Here is a 23,537-nt window from a genome sequence, read left to right on the forward strand (position 1 = left end):
CTTCCATTAAATCTCATTCGTAAAAAGTTGGTGTTAAAAATGCGATTATCTTAAATCATTAAATAAAAAAGCCTGATGCGGGATACAACATCAGGCTTTTATTTAAAATAGTAACATAATTATTTTTACCGTAACTGCATATCCGCAATAATCTCGTGAATGCGGCGGGTAAGCTGCGCATCTACGCGGTCGAAGTCGGCTTCGGAAGGTAGTTTTTGCTGCACGCTAAAGTAAAACTTAATTTTGGGTTCGGTGCCGGACGGACGGGCCGAAATTTTAGAACCATCGGCGGTGATAAACTGCAGCACGTTGGAACGCTCCATATCAATGGTATGCTCGGTGTTATTTTCCAGGTTTTTAATTACGCCGGTTTTATAATCCCGGATTTCATGTACCCGGGCGCCATTTATAGTATGCGGCGGATTATCCCGCAGAGCCTGCATCATTTCGGCAATTTCTTGTTGGCCGCGCTGGCCTTTTTTAGTTAAAGAAATTAAATCTTCTTTGTAAAACTTAAACTCTTCGTACATGCTAATCATGAGCTGGTACAAAGTTTTGCCGTGGTCTTTGGCCACCGCCGCCATCTCCGCAATCATGGCGCAGGAAGCAATTGCATCTTTGTCGCGCACAAAATCCCCGATTAAATAACCGTAACTTTCTTCGCCGCCGCCAATAAAAGTTTCTTTGCCTTCCAGGCCCCGGATAACTTCAGCAATGTATTTAAAGCCGGTAAGCGTTTGGTACGATTTAACCCCGTATTTTTCGGCCACCCGGTTCATGAGTTCGGTGGTAACAATGGTGTTGGCAATAAATTCTTTGCCCGTTAATTTACCGGCGTCGTTCCAAGCTTTTACCAAATAATAAATAAGTAAACTGCCGGTTTGGTTACCGTTGAGCAGCACAAACTCACCGTGAATATTTTTTACGCCGATGCCTACGCGGTCGGCATCGGGGTCGGTGGCTAGTACCAAGTCGGCATCTATTTCTTTTGCTTTTTTCAGGGCCAGGCTCATGGCCTCTTTTTCTTCGGGGTTCGGGTAAATTACCGTCGGGAAATTGCCATCCGGCGTAGCTTGTTCTTCCACAATGGTAACATTGGTAAAGCCCATTTTCGCTAAGATGCGAGGCACTAAAGTAATACCCGTGCCGTGCAGCGGCGTATAAACAATTTTTAAATCGTGCTGGCGGTGAATGGCCTCGTGCGAAATAGATAAACCGGCTACCCGGTCCAGGTAGGCTTCATCCACTTCCTCCCCAATTAACTGGATATTTTCTGGCTTCGCCTCAAATTTAATGTCTTCGATAGATGTAATGGCGTTTACCTCGTTAATGATATTTTTATCGTGCGGGGCTACTACCTGGCCGCCATCGTTCCAGTACGCTTTGTAGCCGTTGTATTCTTTAGGATTGTGCGAGGCCGTTAATACCACGCCGCTGTGACAGCCTAAATGCCGGATGGCAAACGAAAGCTCCGGGGTAGGCCGCAGCTCTTGGAAGAAAAATACTTTTATATCATTGGCGCTGAAAACATCGGCCACAATGCGGGCAAACTCCGGACTATTATTGCGGCTGTCGTGGGCAATGGCCACTTTCACCTGCTCGCCGGGAAAAGATTTTTTAAGGTAATTACATAAACCTTGCGTAGCGGCACCCAGCGTATAGCGGTTCATGCGGTTGCTGCCTACGCCCATTAAACCGCGGAGTCCTCCCGTGCCAAATTCCAAATCGCGGTAAAACGCATCGGTGAGCGATTCGTTTTGCGTGCCGGACATTAGTTCCCGAATTTGGGCTTTGGTTACGTCGTCGTAAGGACCGTTCAACCAGGAGTCAATTTTACTTTGGATAGCTGGGTCAATCATAGTTTTTGCGGAAAATTTATTTCGTGGTTATAAATTAAGTATATTTTCAGGTTATAGTGTACGTAAATTCCGGAAATTAATACTTCACAGTAAATAAAAATAAGTAGTACTTAGTTGTTCGTTGTTCGGCACCCAACTAGAAATCAAGAATTAGAACTCATGAAATTATTGGTAAATGGTAAATGTAAAAAGTTACAAATTGCCGCGCCGGGCTTGTTCGCGTTCAATAGCTTCGAACAAAGCTTTAAAATTTCCCTTACCAAAAGATTTAGCGCCTTTCCGTTGAATAATCTCGTAAAACACCGTTGGCCGATCTTCAACGGGTTTGGTAAAAATCTGGAGTAAGTACCCTTCTTCGTCGCGGTCGACGAGGATGTTTAAAGTTTTAATCGCCGCCATTTCTTCTTCGATTTGCCCTACGCGCGGACTTAGGTCTTCGTAATAACTGGCTGGTACTTCCAGAAATTCTACGCCTCGTTTCCGCAATTCGGTTACCGTAAATAAAATATTATCGGTGGCCAAAGCAATATGCTGCACGCCCGGACTGCGGTAAAAATCTAAATATTCTTCAATCTGCGACTTCTTTTTGCCTTTGGCGGGCTCGTTAATCGGGAATTTAATATAGCCGTTGCCGTTCGATACTACCTTCGACATCAGCGCGGAATAATCCGTCGAAATATCGGCATCATCAAAGGTAATTAATAGCTTAAAGCCCATTACTTTTTCGTAGAATTCCACCCACTTGTTCATTTCGCCCCAACCCACGTTTCCTACGCAGTGGTCTACGTATTTCAGGCCAATCGGTGCCAACGGCAGCACACTCCTTTTTTGAATAAAGCCGGGCATAAACGGCCCGCTATAATTCCGGCGTTCGACAAAAGTATGAATGGTTTCGCCGTAGGTGTGAATAGAAGCAATAGTTACCTCGCCAAATTCGTCGCGCAACGTTTGGGGTTCGGCGGCTGCTTCGGCGCCCCGCGCTGTGGTTTCCCGGAAAGATTTCTCGGCATCGTCTACCCACAAAGCCAGCGCTTTTACGCCATCGCCGTGCTGCAAAACGTGCCTGGCAATATCGGAGTCGGGGAGGAGCGAAGTGGTAAGCACCAACCGGATTTTACCTTGTTGCACTACGTAACTGGCCCGGTCGCGTTGCCCGGTTTCCGGACCCGCGTAGGCTTTTAGTTCAAACCCAAATGCCGATTGATAGTAATGAGCCGCTTGTTTGGCATTGCCCACGTAAAATTCTATGTAATCGGTACCGTTTAAAGGCAGAAAATCCGGCGTAGAAAGGGCGTGCATATTTTTAACAGAATTATTTCAGATTTAAATATTTTACGCGTAAAATATTCGACTCGCCGTCGGTAAACCTTCGGAAATGGAAAATTCTTGTTTCAAATTATTTATTATTTACTTGCAATTGCTAATTCATGTTTTAAAATTTGTAGAAATCATAGCAGGTACTCATGAACATTAAGGATTTGAATTCATCCCTCATAACCATTATCCAGAAAAAGCAGGAACTTAGTAAACTCACCTACGACGACGACCGGTACGACGAAATAGAAGAAGAGCTGCACGATTTGGAAGATGATTTTAATGAAAACTTTGGTGATTTCTTAGAAGATATTTTAACCCAGGTACACGATAAAGTTTGTCCGGATACCGATGTATTGCTGCCCACGGCTTATTTACCGACCCAATTAGCCAGCGAGGATAATGCTACTATTTCGGCAAAAGAAGGTGTTTGGGTGGATACCGAAGAGTTCCCGGACCGCGAAGCCCGGCTGGTGTTAGTACCTAACCCCACGCGTTTGGTTTTATCGGTAGGAAAGAACGTGCGAAAAGAAGTTTGGAAAGCTTAAAAAAAACAGGTTTTTAAAACAAAATAATCCGGAATGGTGAAACTGTTCCGGATTTTTTTTTACGGTATTTACTAAAACTTAGCTTATAAATAAAGAGACACCCCTATCAAGATTTTAGCCACTAGACCGGCATCTTATAAATTCTTTACGGCCAGCGTCGCTTATTCTTACCCGGCTGGTTTAAACTAAGAGCGGAAATAAAAGTAAATAGGTCTTTATTATTTTACCGTGGTATAAATTTTCTCCATAAAGCGACCGGCTTTTAGCGGCTAAACAAGAAGAATACCTAACCTTTAGATACTACTAGAAATTCGTTATTCCGCGCTGGACTTTTTGTTCTGAGTGAATGGAATGAATTAGCATCCTACATCCTCTATGGATCTTTCAGGGAACATTCTGATTAAATTATACAGGAATTTAATTGATTTATACTATTGTAAAATTTACAATAAGTAATATATTTGTTAGAGTTGGATTTTAGATATTATTAAAAATAGCAGCTTATTCGATTTAAAATTTAATAAATATTTAAAAAATGAACATACTAGTAGTAAAATTTTCAATATTTATTGACTATTAAAAAACATATTATAAATAACTTCCTCTTCCGTTAGAATATTTAATAAATAAAATATAAAGACAAATTACTACCCGTTTTAGGGTAAGCAGCTTCTAAACTGTCTTCCTGATAGGATGCCGTAAAATTCAAGGATTAGCGCAAAAAAATGGGTTTAGAACCGGAATAATTTCCTTGAAAGTTGAGTAGTACTTCCAATTAGTAAATAAACTTTATTCATTTAAATAATAAGTATATGCGCAAATGTAGACTCTTGTTTTACTTGCTAGTAATTTGGATGGGCGTACTTCAGGCAACTGCCTTAAATGCTCAAACCCGCCAGATTACCGGAACAGTTGTATCGTCTAAAGACCAGAAACCGGTAATTGGAGCAACTGTATTAGTCAAAAATACTCAGAACGGTACTACCACCGACCCGGAAGGCAGGTTCAGTTTAAATGCTCCGGAAAACAGTACGTTGGTAGTTAGTTTCATAGGTTATAACAACCGAGAAATACCAGTAGGCAACCAAACACAGCTAACTATATCTTTAGAGGAAAGTACGCAGGCCCTCGAAGAAGTAGTGGTAACGGCATTAGGTATTAAGCGGGAATCTAAAAAGCTGGGCTATGCCACGGCCACCGTAAACACCGAACAACTTACGACTACCCGCACCACCAACGTGGGTAATAGCCTAGTGGGTAAAGTAGCCGGTTTAAACGTGCAAGCGCCGCCTACCGGGGCGGGTGGTTCTTCTAAAATCCGGATTAGGGGTCAATCTTCTTTCGGAGGGAATAATTCGCCTTTAATTATTGTAAACGGAGTGCCGATTAATAATGCGGCCGGCGGCCGGGCTAATAGTACCAATGCGGGCGCAGGTGAGGAATTTGCCGGTCAGGCCAGAACCGATACCGGTGATGGTTTACAAAGTATTAATCCGGATGATATTGAGTCGATGACCGTATTAAAAGGAGCGGCCGCAGCGGCGCTTTATGGTTTCCGGGCGAAAGATGGGGCTATTATTATTACGACTAAATCTGGCCGCGGCCAAGCAGGCATAGGCATTGAAATTAACTCTAACTTTCAGGCAGATCAGGCTTTAGACTTTACCGATTTTCAGTACGAGTATGGCCAAGGCGAAAATGGCAAACGGCCAACCACCGTAACTGAGGCACGTAGCTCTGGGGTATTTAGCTTCGGAGAAAGATTTGATGGCCAGCCCACTATTGGCCACGACGGGCAACTGCATCCTTATAGTCCGAACAAAGACCGGGTGAAAGATTTCTATCGCACGGGAACTACCTGGAACAATTCGGTTGCTTTATCGGGCGGCAATGATAAAGGAAATTTTCGTTTATCTTTCGCGAACACCGACGCCAACGGGATTATCCCCAATTCTGATTTCCACAAGAAAATTTTAAATTTTAGCCTAAATTATAATTTATCACCCAAGCTTTCGGCCCAATTAAATGCGAACTACTCCAATGAGTATAATAAGAACCCACCCGTAGTAGTTCAGCAGGATTATAATATTAACCAAACAGTATACACCCTGGCCAACAGCATTGATGTGCAGTGGCTGGAAAACGCTTACGTAGATCCTATTACCGGTAACGAAATAAACCCCGCTCGTTTTACCAATCGATCTAATCCCTACTGGACAATTAATAAACGCCTGGAAGAAAATCGCCGCGACCGTATTTTTGGGAATGCTTCGGTTCGTTACCAGTTTGCCCCTTGGCTTTACGCGCAAGGTCGCGTAGGACAGGATTATTTTACCAACCCATATAATGCGAATCGCCCGACCGGTACAGCTTTTTTACCGGGAGCTTCTTCTGGCTTTAACGGCAATTTCTTTCAAAGCGTCAGTACTTTCCGCGAACGTAACCTGGACTTCCTGATAGGGGCAAATCACGAATTTGGCAGTTTTGGAATTGACGCTACTATAGGAGGTAACAGTATGGATCAAAAAGCGGATCGTTTAGGTACTTCGGTTACTAACTTCTACGTTCGCGATCTGTACACTATCGGCAACGGTCAGATTAAAGAACCATCTTATACTTACTCGCACAAACGGGTAAATTCCTTGTACGGTACCATTGATTTCTCTTTTAAGAATTTCTTGTTTTTAAATGTAACCGGCCGTAACGATTGGTTCTCTACCTTAAATCCCAAATCAAATAGCTATCTGTATCCATCGGTTAGCTCCAGCTTTGTATTTAGTCAAGCCTTTTCGACCTTACCTGCCTGGTTGAGTTATGGTAAGTTGCGGGCCGCTTACGCCGAAGTAGGCGGCGATACCGATCCGTATACCAACGTACTTTTCTATTCTATTAACGCCAATCCGTTTACCATTGGTACCAATAACTACGCTTTAGGTAATATCTCCGGCACCATTAGCCCGAACCCCAATTTAAAGCCTTTAAAAGTGAAAGAGGCCGAAGTAGGTTTGGAACTGCGGCTGTTCGACAACCGGATAAACTTAGATTTTGCGGCGTACCGTAAAAATACCGTCGACGAAATTTTAGCCGTAGATATTTCCAATGCCTCCGGCTTTGGTCAAACCCGGGTGAACGTGGGTAAATTACGCAACAAAGGGATAGAAGCGCTCTTAACTTTAAACCCGGTCCGTACCGATGGTTTTAACTGGGAAAGTGCCTTTAACTTTACCATCAACAAAAGTGAAGTTCTGGAATTAGCGCCGGGCCAAACTCGCTTTGATACTGGTACCGGCGAGTTTATAGGTATTGTTTCGCACGAAGTGGGTAAACCATTAGCTTCGGTGCGGGGCTTTGATTATCGCCGCGATGACCAGGGCCGGATAATTACCTCTAATGGCCGTTTCTTACAAGGTAACTTGGTAACTTACGGCAGTGCCGTACCTACGCACACCGGTGGCTGGCTGAATACTTTTAATTTTAAAGGATTCCGGGTGTTTGCCCAAATCGACTTTAAAGCCGGGCATAAACTTGTTTCTAACTCCAATTTTAACTGGTACCGCCACGGCTTACACAAAGAATCATTAGTTGGACGTGATGGTGGTGTAATAATGGATGCGGTAAATCCCGACGGCTCCCCTAATACCATTGCGGTTCCGGCCCAGGATTTTTATACCCTCTACCGGGGTACCAGCGTAGCTACGCCTTTTGTGTACAACGCCAGCTTTGTGCGGTGGCGGACTCTTTCGGTAGGCTATGATTTGTCGCGGTTTGTGAACACTAGCTTTATTAAAGGATTAAACCTGAACGCGTTCGTCAACAACTTATTAATGATTAAAAAATATGTCGACAATCTCGATCCGGAATCGCAGTATTCGGCTTCCGATAATTTAAACGGTTTGGAAACGCACGCGCTTCCAACTACCCGGAGCTACGGTCTGAATATTAATATCAAGATTTAATAACAACTTATTAAAAAGATTTTATGAAGAAATATATATTCTTGGTGCTAGCCGGCTTATTAACGGGAATGAGTGGCTGCGACAAAGATTTTGAAGAAATAAACACCAACCCGGTTCAGGCCATTACTACCGACCCGGTTTACCTGTTTTCCAGTGCACAATTTGGATCCTCTATTGTTACGCATCATTACCAAGGCGAAATTGTGCAGCAGGTAAATACGCCTTTTACCGGGGTAATTGAAGGCGGTAATCACAACGTAGTTATCGAAGCGAATGCGAATGCTATTTATAATTCGTTGTACACCGGTCCGGTCCGGAACTTAGTAGACGCTATTGCTAAAACCCAGGATAATCCTAATTTGTCGAACTTAAACAGCATGGCGCGTATCTGGAAAGCTTATGTTTTTATGATTTTGGTGGATACCTACGGCGATGTGCCTTACTTTGAAGCCGGACAGGCGTTTCTGGGAAGTATTAACCAGCCAAAATACGACAACCAAGAAGCTATTTACGAAGATATCTTAAAAGAACTGGAAGCAGCTACAAATGCCTTAGATCCGGCAAAAGATGTGGTACGGGGAGATTTATTTTACGCCGGTAGTATTCCGCAGTGGAAAAAACTAGGTAATTCGTTGTTGCTGCGCGCCGGAATGCGCTACACGGAGTTAGACGAAGCTAAAGCCACGGCTATTGTGGCCAAAGCCGTTGATCCTACCCGCGGTGGCGTTATGACTTCTAATGCCGACAATGCTCTTATCCGGCATAATCCTACGTATACCAACGGTACTTCGAACCAGTTAACCAGTACCGAACGGCAAAACTTTTTTGTGGGCCAACCTTTTGTTGATTACTTAAAAACAACCAATGATCCCCGGATGCCTTACATTGTGGTGAAATATTCTTTCTCTAGCCAACCAGCTGGGGGCGATATGAACACCAATCCGGCCGATCAAGTTGGAATGCCTTATGGTTATTCAGACGTAACTCTGGTGAACGCACCCGGCTATCCGGATAAGGTAAATGGCACTTTTGCTTATTCGCAATTTCGTCGGAATACCGTTCTGCGGTTAGAGGCACCCGAGCATTTTGTAACCTTCGGCCAAACGCAATTACTTTTAGCTGAAGCAGTAACCCGGGGCTATGCCACCGGCGATGCCAAAGTATATTATGAAACGGGTATTAAGGCGCACATGGATCAGATGAAGGATTACGAGCCGACTATTATTAATATTACTCCTGAGCAGCAACAAGCTTACCTGCAAGGGCCGGAAGTAGCATTCGATCCAGCCAGAGCCCTGGAGCAAATTAATGAGCAATACTGGGTGGCTTCTTTCCGGAATTGGTCGGAGGCGTGGGCGAACTTCCGCCGGACGGGTTATCCGCAATTGCAACCCATTAATTATCCCGGCGAAGATCCATCCATCAAAACTACAAGCGCCGGTGGGTTCATTCGCCGCCTGACTTATCCAGTCCGGGAAGTTTCGGTTAATTCGGCTAATACTCAGGCTGCAGCGACCCGGATGGGAGGCGATAACTTAGGAACGCGTATTTTCTGGGACAAGCTTTAAAAGAAAACCCGCCTGGTTCCGAGTAATAATCAGGCGGGTTTTCTTTTGTTATTACAGGCATCTTGCCAACAGAATTTATTTTGTAATTTTTAAAATGTCTGGATTAAAATCAAATTATCTTCAAAATTGAGCGAATATATTATTGCCTGGTAAAGCAGAATAAACATTCGTGATTTGTATTGGTGGCTGATGAAAAAAGTATTTTCCCTTCTCTTATTAACTTATTTTTTAATTCCTGTTTCTTTTGTTCAAGCCCAGCAAATTTCAAAAGAAGAACTTATTTTTCTTACGCCAGAATGGAAAGGAGAACGCTTTCCGGATGGACGGCCGAAAGTGCCGGATGCTATTCTGAAACGCATGAAAGCGGTGAGTATGGAAGAAGCCTGGGCTACTTTGGGCGGTGCCCAATTCAATTACCAATTAGCGGAAAATTGGCCCATTCGGATTAACCCGGACAGCGTACTGGTGGGTCGCGCTTTTACCACCACCTTTATGCCGTATCGCCCGGATATGTGGAAAGTAATCGACGAACGCGGTAAAAAAGAAGGTCGCCGGAACCAAAACGTGTGGGGGGTGGAGCAATTGCAAAAAGGCGACGTATATGTGGCCGATCAATTTGGATTGCACAAAAACGGCCCCACCATTGGCGACCGCGTAGCCGCCGATATTTACCGCCGATCCGGTAACGGTATTGTATACGATGGGGCCATCCGGGACATTGAAGGGTTAAAAGAGATGGGCCGCTTTACCTCGTACGTAACCAGTTATTCTCCTTCTTATCATAACCCGCGCAGCGATCTAAATACCATGATTATGGGCATTAACAAACCCGTCCGGATCCGGCAGGTAACGGTTATGCCGGGCGATGTGGTATTGGGCAAAGAAGGGGTGGTTATCTTCATTCCGCCGCATCTGGCCGAAACAGTAGTGAAAGCATCCGAAAAAACCCGCTTGGAAGATATGTTTGCCCACATTCGCACCGCCGAAGGAAAATATACCGCTGGCCAAATGGACGCCAGTTGGCCCGTGGAAATTCAGAAAGATTACCTGGCATGGTTAAAAGCCAGCGTGAAAGATAAAAAAATTAAATTACCGGTGGCAAAAGCGCAGGTCGAGGAAATAATAGCCTCCAGTAGTGTCAATAATATCAATTAAACTTTATTTAAAACCCCTAGCAAAAGATTTAATAAAACTACTATGTCAACGAAACAAAATCGCCGCTCCTTTTTAGGTAAGCTTTCCTTAGCGGGCGCCGCGAGTATTCTGGGTGCGCCGGCCCTGGCTTCGGCGGGTACGGGTTTAATTGGGGCCAAAGAAAGAACGTCCCACGCTTCCGCGCCGGCTGATTTAAAAATTACCGAGGTAACTTGTGGTTTTATTAAAGGGGGCCACGATTTAATTGTAAAGATTTCGACGAACCAAGGAATTGTCGGGTGGGGACAAGGGGTAGATGCCGTAGCCGGAACCTACTACATGGTAAAACAAATGGGAGAGCGCTTAAAAGGCCAAAACCCTTTAAATCCTAACCGGCTTCAGGAAGATTTGCGGAAAGGTGCGTTTTTCGGGGGGCTCAATCGGGGGTTTATGTAGCGGTAATGGGCGCTATCGAAACCGCGCTTTGGGATGTTACGGGTAAAGCCTTGGGCGTACCCGTTTACCAATTACTCGGCGGTAAGTTCCGGGATAAAGTGCGGGTATATTGCGATACCGCCTTGTATACCGCCCGTAACCCTACCCCCGATGATTATGCGAAATCGGCGAAAGGCGCCGTAGATAAAGGTTATAATGCCGTTAAGTTTGATATTGATGAAGGCAACGACCCGAACAAATACGACCGGTATAACTGGACGGCTAGTCCGGCCGAGTTAGACCGGATGTACAATTCCATTGCCGCGGTCCGGAAAGCGGTTGGCCCTAAAGTAGACATTTGCGTGGATATGCACGGCCGTTACGATGCCACTACGGGTCATCGAGTGGCAAAACTGATGGAGCCTTTAAATTTGATGTTTTTGGAAGAGCCCATTCCGGCCGATAACATGGACGTTTACAAAGAAATTACTAAAAGCACCTCTACCCCCATTTGTGCCGGCGAAAACATGTATTTAGCCTATGGCTTTACCCGAGTTTTAGCCGATGGCGGGGTGGATATTATCATGCCGGATTTACAAAAGACGGGTGGTTTAGGTGAAGGACAGCGCATTGCTAACTTAGCCAATTTGTATTACGTGCCTTTTTCGCCGCACATGGTAGCCTCTTTCCTGGGAGCCATGGCAACTGCCCACGTTTGTGCCTCCGTGCCAAACTTCCATATTCTGGAGTGGCAAACGTATATGGATACCGAGCAGATTTACAAGGACGTGGTAAAATACGACAAACCATTCGTAGAAAAAGGCTTTATTACTGTTTCGGATAAACCGGGTATCGGCGTAGATATCAACGAAGAAGGCATGAAAAAATACCATCCGAAAGACATTCCTTTCTTTGTATAATCATATCACTTTTTGAGCGAGTAAGGCCAGCTAAGTTTTTTTAAATAAACAGACCCATTCTTTAAAGTTACTGCATACGGAATCGATTATTTGCCATACTGTATCACCCAAAAAAATCTAACACTTAATATCTAGTGTCTAACATCTAATTACCTTAATAACTTAAACCCTTATGAAAAGCATTTTACAGAAAATTATTGCCCAAAACAAGCAACAAGAAGCAGAAACGGCCGCCGCCATGCAGGCCGAAATAGATAATCCCCAAACCACCGACAGCCGGCGGGCCTTTTTAAAAAAATCAGCTTTAGGCGGTATTTCTTTGGGTGCTTTAATGGGAATGTCTTTCGAGGATACCATTGCGCAAACTACGTCTAAGGTAAGCCGGGCTTCGAACCCTTCGGAGTTAAAAATTACCGATTTACGGTATGCGTTAACGAGCGTACTGGGCGGTACGGCCATTATCCGGATTGACACCAACCAGGGCATTTACGGTTTAGGAGAAGTCCGGGACGGTGCCGATCCGCGGTATGCTTTAATGCTAAAAAGCCGCATTTTGGGAATGAACCCTTGTAACGTAGAAATGATATTTAAAGCCATTAAGCAATTTGGCGGACAAAGCCGGCAGGCCGGTGGGGTTTGCGGCGTAGAAATGGCCTTATGGGATTTGTGCGGGAAGGCTTACAACGTACCGGCCTGGCAATTATTAGGGGGAAGATACCGCGATAAAGTAAGATTGTATGCCGATACGCCGGAAGCTGGATCGCCGGAAGAACAAGCCAAATTAATTAAATTCCGGACCCAGGATCAAGGTTATACCTGGCTGAAAATGGACGTTTCAATTGGGGAGTTAAAGGGGAAACCTGGTACCGTCGTAAATTCCAAGTTCTGGGAAAACTCGCGGGGCGATTTAGCCCAGTGGGGCGACCAAAGCAATTACATGTCGTATGGCAATACCCTGCATCCGTTCACCCAAATTCAAATTACCGATAAAGGCTTTGAAGAGCTGGCGAAAGTGGTGGAAAATGTGCGGAGCATGGTGGGCTACGATATTCCGCTTTCTACGGACCATTACGGCCACTTCGATCATAATAACGGTATCCGCTTAGGTAAAGCGCTGGAAAAATACCGCTTGGCTTGGTTAGAAGATATTATTTCCTGGGAGTATACCGATCAATGGAAAACTATTTCGGATGCGATCGAAACGCCCACGCTCACCGGGGAAGATATTTTCTTATTAAAATACTTTAAGCCACTGATTGATAAAAAAGCCGTAGACATTGTGCACCCGGATTTATCCAGTTCCGGCGGGCTTTTAGAAACCAAACGGATTGGCGATTACGCCGAGGAAAACGGCATTGCTATGGCCATGCACCAGGCCGGTACACCGGTTTCTTTTATGGCGAACGTGCATTGCGCGGCAGCCACGCAAAACTTCCTGGCATTGGAGCACCATTCCGTGGATTTACCTTGGTGGGAAAGTTTAGTGAAAACTACCGACGGTCGGAAATTAATCACGAAAGGATATGCGCCGGTACCGCTGACCGCGCCGGGTTTAGGCATTGAATTAAACGAAGATGTGGTAAAACAGCACCTGCACCAGAGAGACAAAACGTTCTTTGCGCCCACTAAAGAATGGGACGAAAGACGCTCACACGACAGAATATTTAGTTAAAATAGAATAAAGCGGAAAACCAGCGGTTTTCCGCTTTATTCTATTTTAAGGGAGAGTCTCTGTTGCACATTATTATTTTAACTATTTAAAACATTCACACTATTTTATAAGCTTAAAATACGAATACATTGAAACAGAACAACGCTTATAAGTTTTTCCTGGGTATTGCCGCCCTTAGCTTAATTGCTGCCCTAGTTTTAATATTTGGCGGTAATCAAGCCCAAGCCGGACCTGTATTTATTTTATTTTTTATCGCTTTAGGTATTGGCTTCCGGGGTTATGCCGTAACCAAAGGTTTTGCTTATACCATGATGATTTTTGCCGCGGTAACTACGGCGCTAAATTTTCCGCAGTATTTTGTAGAAGTAAACGGCTTTAAGTTCGCCACGCTCATTACGCCGCTCATTCAGTTGATTATGTTTGGCATGGGAACCGAAATGGGCCTGAAAGATTTTGCCGGAGTTATTAAAATGCCCAAAGCGGTATTAATCGGGCTGGTAGGCCATTTTACGGTTATGCCTTTGCTGGGTTTTTCTTTAGCCAAAGCCTTTCATTTTCCGCCCGAAATTGCCGCTGGTGTGGTTTTAATCGGCAGTATGCCGTGTGGTTTAGCAAGTAACGTTATGTCTTATTTAGCCAATGCGAACTTGGCCTTATCTGTTACCCTGACAGCCATAGCAACATTATTAGCACCTTTTTTAACGCCTCTGTGGATGAAAATTTTAGGAGGTCAATTTGTGAATGTAGATGCATTGGCCATGATGTGGGACATTGTGAAAATGGTAATCATTCCTATTGGCGGCGGATTATTATTTAACAAATTCTTTAGAGGCAAAGCCGGTTGGTTAGATAAAGCCATGCCCTTGGTTTCCATGATCGGGATTGCATTTATCATTACCATTATCACGGCCGCTGGTCGCGATAACTTAATTGTAATTGGTCCGGCTTTAATTGTGTGCGCGCTGATTCATAATACCGGCGGTTATTTATTTGGCTACTGGATTGGCCGTTTGTTTGGCCTGAAAGAGCGCGATGCCCGTACTATTGCCATTGAGGTAGGTATGCAAAACGGTGGTTTAGCCTCCGGCCTAGCGAAAGAAATGGGCAAAGCAGCCACTATTGGTTTAGCGCCGGCTGTTTTTGGTCCGCTCATGAATATTACCGGTTCTATTTTAGCGTCTTACTGGCACCGCAAACCACCCGTCGATAAAGATGAAGCCTTAAATAGAGAAAGGGGCGAACTGGCGGTTAAATCCTTGTAATTTATTATTTATCCACTTTATTGAGCTTTTCCGCTTCTAACCTTTTTTAAGGAACAGGGAGAGCATGTATACTATCAGTTAAAATATTACTAATGAAAAAGATTCTTTGTTTTTTTGTTTTCTTCAGCAGTTTAACCCTTGTTAGCTATGCTCAGTCTGGCGACGAAAAGCAAGTAACGGCTGCTGTAGAAACTTTTAAAAAAGCCATGATTAGCCGGGATAAAAATCTCCTGGAATCTATCACTGCCGATGAACTAAGTTACGGGCATTCCAGCGGGAAGGTAGAAGATAAAACTGCTTTTGTAAATGGCGTGCTGAATGACCCCATCCACTTTAACGAGATTGATTTACAAGATCAAACCATTCGTCTGGCCGGTAATACCGCTATTGTGCGGCATGCTTTTAACGCGAAAACGACTAATAATGGCAAGCCGGGCGAAGTAAAAATCCGGAATCTATTAATCTGGCAAAAACAAAAAGGACAATGGAAATTATTAGCCCGCCAAGCCTTTAAAGTTCCGGTACCGTAAAATTTTAGATAGTTAATCTATTATTTAGATTTTATGCTTTTTAACTCACTTTCAACTTTATAATTACAATAAGAATGAATAAAAAATTATTCCTTGTGGGAGCTTTTGCCTTAGGCGGATTTTTAGCAAATGCTCAAATTCGGGTGGGTTCCACTCCGGAAACCGTAAAAGCTTTAACCTCTAATTGGAAAGGAGAACGTTTTCCGGATGGCCGTCCGAAAGTGCCGGATTTAGTTCTGGAACGTTTACAAAATGCTACCCTAGAGCAAATCTGGGGATATTTAAGCAATAAAGGTTACCGCAACCAAGTAGAAAAGAACTGGATTATTCTGAAACCCGGTGAAACCATGACTGGCCGTGTCGTAACTGCTCAGTTCATGCCCACCCGCCCCGACCTGGACAGTTTAGTAAGAGCCCAGGGCAAAGCCGAAAATCGTTCTCAAAAAGGTGGTATTAACATCTGGCCCATTGATATTTTAACCAAAGGCGATATTTACGTGGCCGATGGTTTCGGTAAAGTGAAAGACGGTACCTTGATTGGCTCCAGTTTAGGAAACGCTATTTACGGTAAAACCGGCAAAGGCGTAATTTTCTACGGATCGGTGCGCGACATGCAGGAGTTAAAAGATACCAAAGGCTTTAATGCTTGGGTAAAAGGCCATGACCCATCCTACATTAAAGATATGACTCCCTCTTCCATTAATGCTCCTATTCGCATTGGCGAAGTTACCGTTTTCCCGGGCGATGTGGTATTTGCGAATGAGTACGGCGTTGTTTTCATTCCGGCCCACTTAGTCGAAGGTTTAGTATCTGCTTCGGAAATGACCGCCCTGCGCGATGAATTTGAAAGAGTGCTTTTAACGCAAGGTAAATACCCTTCCGGCGAAATTCACGGCGATTGGTCCGACAAAATTAAAGATGAGTTCAGAACCTGGGTAGGAAAATACCCGAAAAAACTAGCTATTAGTAAAAAAGACCTAGAGGCTTATCTGGCAAAAGGCCATTAATAAACTATCTGAACGCATAAAATTCAGCTAAATTTAAAATTATTCCGGAAGCTGATTATTCAATAAATAATCAGCTTCTATCTAAAAACTATTAGTAATTTGAGCACTTATTTTTTAAGTTTCATTCAAATCAAAATTCAACTAATGCCATTCAACCGTTCTTTTTTATTTTTTCTTATTGTTTGCTTTTGTTTTTCCGGTTCTTTATTCGCCCAAACTATTTCGAAAGAAGAGTTAACTTTTCTGACATCGGAATGGAAGGGAGAGCGTTTTCCGGATGGACGGCCCAAGATTCCGGAAAATTTACTCGAAAGAGCCAAAAAAATTGGTATTGCCGATGCCTGGACGGTGTTAAAAAACGAAGGATATCTGAACCAATACGAAGGCAACTGGAAGACCGTTAACGACGAAGTACCGGTAGTGGGCCGCGTAGTTACCGCCCAATTTATGCCCAGCCGGCCCGACGTAGAAAAAAATGTAGTGGAACGCGGCCAAAAAGTACAAGGCCGCAAAGGTGCTTCCAACTCCTGGCCCATTGATGTTTTAACCAAAGGCGATGTATACGTAGCCGATGGTTACGGCAAAATTGGCGGCGGAACGCTGATGGGGGCTACTTTAGCTAATTCTATTTTCACTAAATCCGGCAACGGGGTAGTATTTAACGCGGCGGCCCGCGACTTGGAAGAAATTCAAACCATTAAAGGCTTTAACGCTTTTGTCCGGGACTGGCATCCCTCTTTCCTGGAAGGCAGTGTGTTAATGGGCTTAAATACGCCTATCCGGATGGGAAATGTAATGGTGTTGCCCGGCGACTTAGTAATTGCCAAGCGGGAAGGCGTACTTTTTATTCCGGCTCATTTAGCCGAGCAAGTAGTTTCTACTTGCGAATTTGTAACCCGCAAAGATAAATTCGGTTTTGAAATGGTGCGCTCCGGCAAGTATACTCCCGGCCAGATTGATAGCCAATGGAATGACCAGTTAAAGAATGATTTTCTGAAATGGTTAGGCCAGCACCCGGAAATGGGCACCATGACCAAAGCGGAAGTGGATAAAGTAATGAGTAAACGTACCTGGTAAACTACTAAACTTTAATTTTGGAAAGCTGGAAGAAATTCCAGCTTTTCTTCTCTCCGGCAATTTATGTCTATTCAATTTTTGATTAGTTTTTATTTTCTGCAGCACCAAGAATTTTAAACTTGTTTCTTTCGTGAAGAGTCTATTATTCTAAACTATTACCATGGGTGAAGCCATTAAGAATCGCGGGTTTATTCAAAGCCTGTTTCTAAGACATTTATTTATATCGGAACCGAATGAAAAACATTTTACAAAGCATTATTCAGAAAAATAAAGCGCAGGAGCTAGCCGAAGCCACCGCTATTCAGGCCGAGATAAATAACCCTTTTACCAAAGACAGCCGTCGTACTTTTCTTAAAAAAACAGCTTTAGGGGGTATTGCCTTAGGTGGATTTTTAAATTTATCTCTGGAAGATACTTTGGCTCAAACCACAGCTAAGGTAAACCGGGCATCTAACCCCGCCGACCTGAAAATTACGGATATGCGGTATGCAACCATTTCAAACGGTACTGCTTTTACTAATGCGCGTAATGTTATTCTTCGGATTGATACTAACCAAGGTATTTACGGCTTAGGTGAAGTACGGGACGGCGGGGATGCCCGCTACGCTCTTTTTTTGAAAAGCCGCATTCTGGGCCAAAATCCCTGCAACGTAGAACAGATTTTTAAAACTATTAAGCAATTCGGGAACCATGGCCGGTTAGGGGGCGGCGTAAGTGGCGTAGAAATGGCGCTTTGGGATTTAGCCGGAAAGGCTTACGGGGTACCGGTTTGGCAATTATTAGGCGGAAGATACCGGGATAAAGTGCGCTTGTACTCGTACGTTCCGGGGCACTCGGCCACTAATATGGACGTGGCTAAGTTTAAGGCCGATGTGAAACACCGGATGGAAGAACAAGGGTTTACCTGGATGAAGATGCACCCAGGGATTCAGGTGTACAGCAGCATTTTGGGTACTACGGTTAATACCAAGTTTGTTCCCGGCTTTGGCACCGATGATTTAAGCTATGGCTCCTACCAAAGTACGCGCCATCCATTTACGGCCATTCAGGTTACCGATAAAGGCTTAGAATTGCTGGCCAAATACGTGGATACCATCCGGAGTATTGTGGGGTACGAAGTTCCTTTATCCGCCGACCATATGGGCCACTTTGATGTAAATAATTGCATCCGGGTGGGCCGGGCGTTAGAACCATTTCGACTGGCTTCGCTGGAAGATTTTGTGCCTTGGGACAGTACCGAGCAATTAAAAACAATTACCGATGCCCTTACTACGCCTACCATGACCGGCGAAGATATTTACCTGAAAGAAGAATTTAAGAAACTCTGCGACATACGCGCTGTGGATATTGTACAACCGGATATGGGCAGTTCCGGCGGCATTTTAGAAACCAAGAAAATTGGCGATTACGCCGAAGAAAAAGGCATTGCTATGGGACTGCACTTTGCCGGTACTCCCGTTTGTTTTATGGCCAACGTACACAGCGCTGCCGCTACCCAAAATGTCTTAGCCTTAGAAGTACCGAACCAAGTAGTTGATAACCCTTGGTGGCCCAAGCTGGTGCATACCGTAAGCAAGCAACCTCTCTATGAAAAAGGCTTCGCCAACGTTCCCCTGAATGCTCCCGGACTAGGTGTAGAGTTGAACGACGAAGTAATGAAAGAACACCTGCATAAAGAAGATACCACCTATTTCCGGCCAACCCCCGAATGGAACGAAAAACGCTCGCACGACCGGATTTTTAGTTAATTTTCAGATACGCTGGTTTATGAATTGCGGTAATTAAGATTGCTCTAAACCAAGAAAGCCGGAACACCTTCCAGCTTTTCATCTCCGCAATATAATATAAAACAACTTATAAGACTACTTAATCTGTTTTCTTTTATAACGTCCAATAGAGGCTTCCAGGCAATTTTCCGGGTTAATTTATTACCTTAGCAGAATTGCCCACGCGGCTTTGTAAAATTAAAATTTGTAATTATATCCTACCCGCAAAACCTGGGTTTCATAATAATCCTGGCTGGTATAGCCAAAGCCTTCGCCATCAATTTCTCTTTTTATGACCATCGTATTAAATAGATCCGTAGCATTGAAGAATACTTCCCCTTTTCCATTTTGCAGGGACTTTTTAAGACCCAGGTCTAAAGAAAAACGAGCATCAATCTTCCCTTGCGGAATGAGGTCGGCCGCCAGGTAAATGGCGGTAAGTTGCGCCTCCAAGCTATTAGGGAAATGAAAAGTGTTATTTAACTTGGCATTGCCGGAAATAAGTTCCTGTTGCGGGGCCGTAAAGGTATGCAGCACCGGGTATTTATTTTGCACCGTAAAACCATTGATCTGGTTGCGGTATCCGTTCAGATTCAGGTTAAAGGAATACCATTTATTGACCTCCTGAGTAAGAACAGTTTCCAGACCGGTATTATAGCTCTTACCAATATTCTGGAAAATGGCATAAATTAAATTACTCCCTGGTACAGTGCTGGCAATACGGGTAATGGTTTTATTAGCAAACCGATGGTAAGCCGCCGAATAAAAACTGCCGCCCGTCCAACTGGTTTTATAACCCACCTCCAATAAATTCGTAAATTGCGGTTGCAATTCCGGATTCCCGACCTTAATTATTTCCGCATCATCGTATTTCGGGAAAATCCGGATATCTACCTCATTAGGGCGGTCTACGCGCCGGTTATAAAACAGGGATATTTTATTCAGGTCATTTATTTTATAGGCAAGCCGCACATTGGGAAAAGGCTGGGTGTAGTGGTAACCATCACTTTTATAAGTCGGGTGGTTTGGGTTTACCTGGTATTGTAAATCGACGTATTCCAGGCGCAAACCAAGTTCGGCCTCGTACTTCTCATTTTCAAAAACGTAGGTTCCGTACAAAGCCGGAATTACTTCTTTGTAAGTAGCCTTTCCCCCGGCATCTACATCTAAAGGCGAGTTAAGGCCCGGGAAGAATTGCATATTGGTCGGGATATCCCGCTTACGCACTTTTAAACCTCCTTCCAAACGGCCGTACCGTAACGGTTTAATATAATCAATATTTAAGTCAGCCACATGCTCATCCGAAATAAGTTTAAAGGCATCTTTACCGGTGTAGGTGGGTAAAATATTATCGAAAAAATACTTTTCGTCTTCCCGGTGGAAGGTATAGTTAAACCCAATATTCAGGAGATGACCGGCTTGTTTAAATTTATGCTGATAGGCGGCCGAACCTACCACGGTGGTTTTCAGCTCATCTTCTAAAAATTGCCAAAGCCGATAGCGTTCCGATAAGTTGGCGTTAAAAAAAGGCTCATCGCCGTGGTCAATAATTTTTTCGCTGCCATATAGGCCCGAAACCGTGAGGGTGTTGGAGGAATTAATATTCCAGTCGATACCCGATTTTAAAGCTAAAAAACCCGTGTTCCGATTGCGTTTAGTTTGCTGCCGGATAATAGTACCGTCGTCGTAAGTTCGGGTGACAAATTCATTTTTGTTCAGGGTTTCGGTGTACAAGTAATCGCCCTGAAAAAAAGCGTTAATTTTATTTTTACGGTAATTTAGCGCTAGCGAGGGGTTTATTTTAGGCGTGGACCGGTACTGCGGGCGAATGGTAGGTAAATTTTCTTTTCGCACCCACAAGGCTCCCAAACCGGTGGCAAATCCTGCTTTGCCGGTAAAGCCTTCCTGAGTTTCTTTTTTGTAGATAATATTAATAATGCCGGCATTGCCGTTGGCATCATAGCGGGCCGAGGGATTATTAATAATTTCAATTTTCTCAATGGCCGAAGCCGGAAGATTATCTAAACCAGTCTGGTTACCAAAGCCCGTTAAGGCCGTTTGCTTCCCATCAATTAATATAGTTACTTTATCGTTGCCCCGCAGTTGTACTTTGCCGTCCTGCACGGTTACCCCTGGTAAGTTTTGCATGGCCTGTAACACCGAACCCCCGCTTTGGCTAATATTGTCAGCCACGGAAAAGGTCTTCTTTTCCATCTTTTCACTTACGGCATCCTGTTTACCCGTAATTACCACTTCCTGTAAAGCAAGGGTATTTGGGGCGAGTTCAATGGTAGTTATATCCAAAAATTCGGAAAGGCTGCCCACAAATAACGTCTGCCGATTGGTGGTATACCCCACGAGCGAGGTTTCCAGAAAGTAATTGCCTGGCTTTATACCGGAAAGGGTAAACCGGCCTTCTTCGTTGGTGACGGTACCGATAACAAAAGCACCATCCGAATCAGTTTTAAGTACCACATTTACAAAGGAAAGAGAAGCGTTAGCCGTTTTGTCTTTTACTAAACCCGATAGTGTAACACTTTTAATTTGGGCATACACTCGAATATGGAATAACACCATTAAGGTGAATAATAAGATGATTTTTATCCGCATTGGTTTATTCTACTTTGATTTAGATCTGGTGATTATCTCTCTTTTAAAAAATTCTTAAACCGGCTTTTAGCAGTAATTTACCGCTTTTATTTTGAATAAATTTTGAATTTAAGAAGCAAGTTTCTACCCTTAATAAGTTAATGTACCCCAATAGTTCGAGGTACAAAGTTCATTATCTACACTTTACCAAGATCAGGTGATGCCCACTTTAAAGAATAAGGTTTTATTTCAATTGGTAAACCATTCCTATCCCTAAAGCTTTATTGGCATAGGTTGGCGAGAGGAATAAACTTTTATTAGAAAGCTTGGGAATTCCCTGGCTAATTTGCTTTTGAATCCAAGGATAAACCGCGTAGGCGACTTGGGTAGAGAGTATGCCAATTCCCGCTCCGGTTACTACATCCGAAAACCAATGTTTATTGTTCATCATACGTAATGCCCCGGTGGCAACCGCAAAGGAATAACCACTTATGCCGTACCAAATGCTCTTATCTTTATACTCTAAAAACAAGATGGTGGCACCCGTAAAAGCACCGCTGGTATGCCCGGAAGGAAAAGCGTCGGCCGTAGAATGATCCGGCCGCATTTGGTGGGTTATGTCTTTTAGGGTTTTGGTAGTGGCGCTACTAATAAAGTCGGAGAGCACAAACAAACAAGTTAAGTTCACTAGGCTATGTTGGCCCTTAATACCGGCAATGTTAAGGCAATAGGCCATAGCAATGGGAGCATAGCGGGTATAATTATCTATTTTGGTATGAAAACCACTATAATGTTCTTGAATCGCCTCTTCTATTTCTTCATTATATTCCAATAACGGTCTCTTTCCGGTACCAGCAAATCCAAATCCTATCAGCATTACCGGAAGAGTGGCTTTTCTAATAACCTTATGAATATATTTATCTTCAGCAGGATCATCCTGGCTCTTTACTAAAGCATCGGGAATTGAAAAAATAGTAACTACCTCCAGGCTACCTGAATAATTTACGGCAAAGGATATTTTTTTTCCGGTAGAAACTTGGGTGGTTCTATCGGGAGGCCCTGAAATAGGGTACGTAGTTATTACTAACTCTTTCGTTTGGGCGAGGAGAAACTGGGGTAATAGTAAATATAGAAACAATAATTTTTTCATAAAAATTAGCTCTGGCATCCCTCTTCAGGGTAGTGTCTTTTTTAATGATCTAATTTGGATAGTTGCGCTTGGATATTCTTGACTTTTCCGGGTTCCCAATATTTCCGGGCATAGTCGGTGAAATAGCGGTGTTTGATCAGGAAATCTAAGTTTTGCTGATTCCAATCCTGATCCGAATAACTTTTTAGCAGGTAAATTAGGCTCTCCTGGCGTAATTCTGACTGGGCTGTTTCATAATCGGTCGAGGATAAATGATATAAGTCCGAATCACAAATAATTTCTTCTAAAAGATTCTTGGGAGTTTGTGGGTACCGGGTTGCTGCTATGCACGCTAAAACCCTTTTAGCTTTTTCCTCTCCCCATCCTTGATTTAACAGAAAAGCCTGGGCTATTCCTTTACTCACCTCTTCATGTCCCGTATATTGGGTGCAATAACCAGTATCATGAAACCAACAAGCTAACAGTACTATTTCGGTTTCCGAATCCGAGAGCGACATCTCTCGGATTAATTCTCGGGCTGCCAGCACGACTGTTTGTGTATGTTCATAGTTGTGAAAAAACAGATTAGCGAACAATGGGCTGGCAAAAAGTTTAGTAACAAATGAAGCGGCCTCCTCTATTATTGCGGAAAACGTATAATTTTCTGAACTTGGATAGTGCATTAATTTTCAATCATCTTTCTAACAATCTCCAAAATCGCATCACTGGCGGGTAAACAGAAGTTGCAAAAGCCTGGTAATGGCTTGGGCC

15 protein-coding genes and 1 pseudogene are annotated in these 23,537 nt (G+C 43.7%); 11 read left to right on the plus strand and 5 right to left on the minus strand.

The window, feature by feature from the left end; translation table 11 throughout:
- Positions 1-125 precede the first annotated feature (125 nt).
- Positions 126-1,859 (minus strand): phospho-sugar mutase, encoded by a 1,734-nt coding sequence (locus tag AHMF7605_RS24450; protein ID WP_106932593.1) that lies wholly within the window; start codon positions 1,857-1,859, stop codon positions 126-128.
- 192 nt (positions 1,860-2,051) lie between these two features.
- Positions 2,052-3,158: a 4-hydroxyphenylpyruvate dioxygenase gene (gene hppD / locus AHMF7605_RS24455; RefSeq protein WP_106932594.1), complete on the minus strand. Its 1,107-nt coding sequence runs from the start codon at positions 3,156-3,158 to the stop codon at positions 2,052-2,054.
- 164 nt (positions 3,159-3,322) lie between these two features.
- On the opposite strand from hppD, the gene AHMF7605_RS24460 reads away from it, so the two are divergent.
- The 11 genes and pseudogenes from AHMF7605_RS24460 (at position 3,323) to AHMF7605_RS24510 (ending at position 19,030) form a co-directional block, all read left to right on the plus strand.
- Entirely contained in the window at positions 3,323-3,721 is a 399-nt protein-coding gene (locus AHMF7605_RS24460) for a hypothetical protein (RefSeq protein ID WP_106932595.1), read from the plus strand.
- A gap of 812 nt (positions 3,722-4,533) precedes the next feature.
- A complete protein-coding gene (locus AHMF7605_RS24465) occupies positions 4,534-7,677 on the plus strand; it encodes a SusC/RagA family TonB-linked outer membrane protein (RefSeq protein ID WP_106932596.1) in 3,144 nt (1,047 codons plus the stop codon).
- Positions 7,678-7,700: 23 nt separating this feature from the next.
- Positions 7,701-9,245, plus strand: a complete 1,545-nt coding sequence (locus AHMF7605_RS24470; protein WP_106932597.1) for a SusD/RagB family nutrient-binding outer membrane lipoprotein — start codon at positions 7,701-7,703, stop codon at positions 9,243-9,245.
- Between the two features lie 189 nt (positions 9,246-9,434).
- Entirely contained in the window at positions 9,435-10,400 is a 966-nt protein-coding gene (locus tag AHMF7605_RS24475; RefSeq protein ID WP_106932598.1) for an RraA family protein, read from the plus strand.
- 42 nt (positions 10,401-10,442) lie between these two features.
- Positions 10,443-11,734, plus strand: a pseudogene (locus tag AHMF7605_RS24480) (mandelate racemase/muconate lactonizing enzyme family protein).
- 172 nt (positions 11,735-11,906) lie between these two features.
- Positions 11,907-13,406 (plus strand): mandelate racemase/muconate lactonizing enzyme family protein, encoded by a 1,500-nt coding sequence (locus AHMF7605_RS24485; protein WP_106932599.1) that lies wholly within the window; start codon positions 11,907-11,909, stop codon positions 13,404-13,406.
- A gap of 128 nt (positions 13,407-13,534) precedes the next feature.
- Positions 13,535-14,668 (plus strand): bile acid:sodium symporter family protein, encoded by a 1,134-nt coding sequence (locus AHMF7605_RS24490; protein ID WP_106932600.1) that lies wholly within the window; start codon positions 13,535-13,537, stop codon positions 14,666-14,668.
- 92 nt (positions 14,669-14,760) lie between these two features.
- Positions 14,761-15,198 (plus strand): nuclear transport factor 2 family protein, encoded by a 438-nt coding sequence (locus tag AHMF7605_RS24495; protein WP_106932601.1) that lies wholly within the window; start codon positions 14,761-14,763, stop codon positions 15,196-15,198.
- 74 nt (positions 15,199-15,272) lie between these two features.
- Positions 15,273-16,205: an RraA family protein gene (locus AHMF7605_RS24500; protein ID WP_106932602.1), complete on the plus strand. Its 933-nt coding sequence runs from the start codon at positions 15,273-15,275 to the stop codon at positions 16,203-16,205.
- A 144-nt stretch (positions 16,206-16,349) separates the two neighbouring features.
- On the plus strand, positions 16,350-17,282 hold the full coding sequence (locus AHMF7605_RS24505; RefSeq protein WP_106933603.1) for an RraA family protein: 933 nt from the start codon (positions 16,350-16,352) through the stop codon (positions 17,280-17,282).
- 233 nt (positions 17,283-17,515) lie between these two features.
- The gene (locus AHMF7605_RS24510; RefSeq protein ID WP_106932603.1) at positions 17,516-19,030 is read left to right on the plus strand and encodes a mandelate racemase/muconate lactonizing enzyme family protein; all 1,515 of its coding nucleotides are present in this window, start codon (positions 17,516-17,518) and stop codon (positions 19,028-19,030) included.
- A gap of 216 nt (positions 19,031-19,246) precedes the next feature.
- Here the strand turns inward: AHMF7605_RS24510 and AHMF7605_RS24515 are convergent, their stop codons facing one another.
- From AHMF7605_RS24515 to AHMF7605_RS24525, 3 genes are all read right to left on the minus strand, one after another.
- The gene (locus AHMF7605_RS24515; protein ID WP_106932604.1) at positions 19,247-21,658 is read right to left on the minus strand and encodes an outer membrane beta-barrel family protein; all 2,412 of its coding nucleotides are present in this window, start codon (positions 21,656-21,658) and stop codon (positions 19,247-19,249) included.
- Positions 21,659-21,881: 223 nt separating this feature from the next.
- Positions 21,882-22,787, minus strand: coding sequence for a phosphatase PAP2 family protein (locus AHMF7605_RS24520; protein WP_158267611.1), 906 nt, complete (start codon positions 22,785-22,787; stop codon positions 21,882-21,884).
- A 41-nt stretch (positions 22,788-22,828) separates the two neighbouring features.
- The gene (locus tag AHMF7605_RS24525) at positions 22,829-23,449 is read right to left on the minus strand and encodes an HD domain-containing protein (RefSeq protein ID WP_106932606.1); all 621 of its coding nucleotides are present in this window, start codon (positions 23,447-23,449) and stop codon (positions 22,829-22,831) included.
- Positions 23,450-23,537 lie beyond the last annotated feature (88 nt).

Source organism: Adhaeribacter arboris, assembly GCF_003023845.1.
Classification (GTDB): Bacteria; Bacteroidota; Bacteroidia; order Cytophagales; family Hymenobacteraceae; genus Adhaeribacter; species Adhaeribacter arboris.

Bases quoted from the DNA above. Each gene is read 5' to 3' on its own strand.
- AHMF7605_RS24485 (WP_106932599.1), top strand. From the start codon at position 11,907: ATGAAAAGCATTTTACAGAAAATTATTGCCCAAAACAAGCAACAAGAA.
- AHMF7605_RS24520 (WP_158267611.1), bottom strand. From the start codon at position 22,787: ATGAAAAAATTATTGTTTCTATATTTACTATTACCCCAGTTTCTCCTC.
- AHMF7605_RS24475 (WP_106932598.1), top strand. From the start codon at position 9,435: ATGAAAAAAGTATTTTCCCTTCTCTTATTAACTTATTTTTTAATTCCT.
- AHMF7605_RS24505 (WP_106933603.1), top strand. From the start codon at position 16,350: ATGCCATTCAACCGTTCTTTTTTATTTTTTCTTATTGTTTGCTTTTGT.
- AHMF7605_RS24515 (WP_106932604.1), bottom strand. From the start codon at position 21,658: ATGCGGATAAAAATCATCTTATTATTCACCTTAATGGTGTTATTCCAT.
- AHMF7605_RS24470 (WP_106932597.1), top strand. From the start codon at position 7,701: ATGAAGAAATATATATTCTTGGTGCTAGCCGGCTTATTAACGGGAATG.
- AHMF7605_RS24450 (WP_106932593.1), bottom strand. From the start codon at position 1,859: ATGATTGACCCAGCTATCCAAAGTAAAATTGACTCCTGGTTGAACGGT.
- hppD (WP_106932594.1), bottom strand. From the start codon at position 3,158: ATGCACGCCCTTTCTACGCCGGATTTTCTGCCTTTAAACGGTACCGAT.
- AHMF7605_RS24460 (WP_106932595.1), top strand. From the start codon at position 3,323: ATGAACATTAAGGATTTGAATTCATCCCTCATAACCATTATCCAGAAA.
- AHMF7605_RS24525 (WP_106932606.1), bottom strand. From the start codon at position 23,449: ATGCACTATCCAAGTTCAGAAAATTATACGTTTTCCGCAATAATAGAG.
- AHMF7605_RS24510 (WP_106932603.1), top strand. From the start codon at position 17,516: ATGAAAAACATTTTACAAAGCATTATTCAGAAAAATAAAGCGCAGGAG.
- AHMF7605_RS24495 (WP_106932601.1), top strand. From the start codon at position 14,761: ATGAAAAAGATTCTTTGTTTTTTTGTTTTCTTCAGCAGTTTAACCCTT.
- AHMF7605_RS24500 (WP_106932602.1), top strand. From the start codon at position 15,273: ATGAATAAAAAATTATTCCTTGTGGGAGCTTTTGCCTTAGGCGGATTT.
- AHMF7605_RS24465 (WP_106932596.1), top strand. From the start codon at position 4,534: ATGCGCAAATGTAGACTCTTGTTTTACTTGCTAGTAATTTGGATGGGC.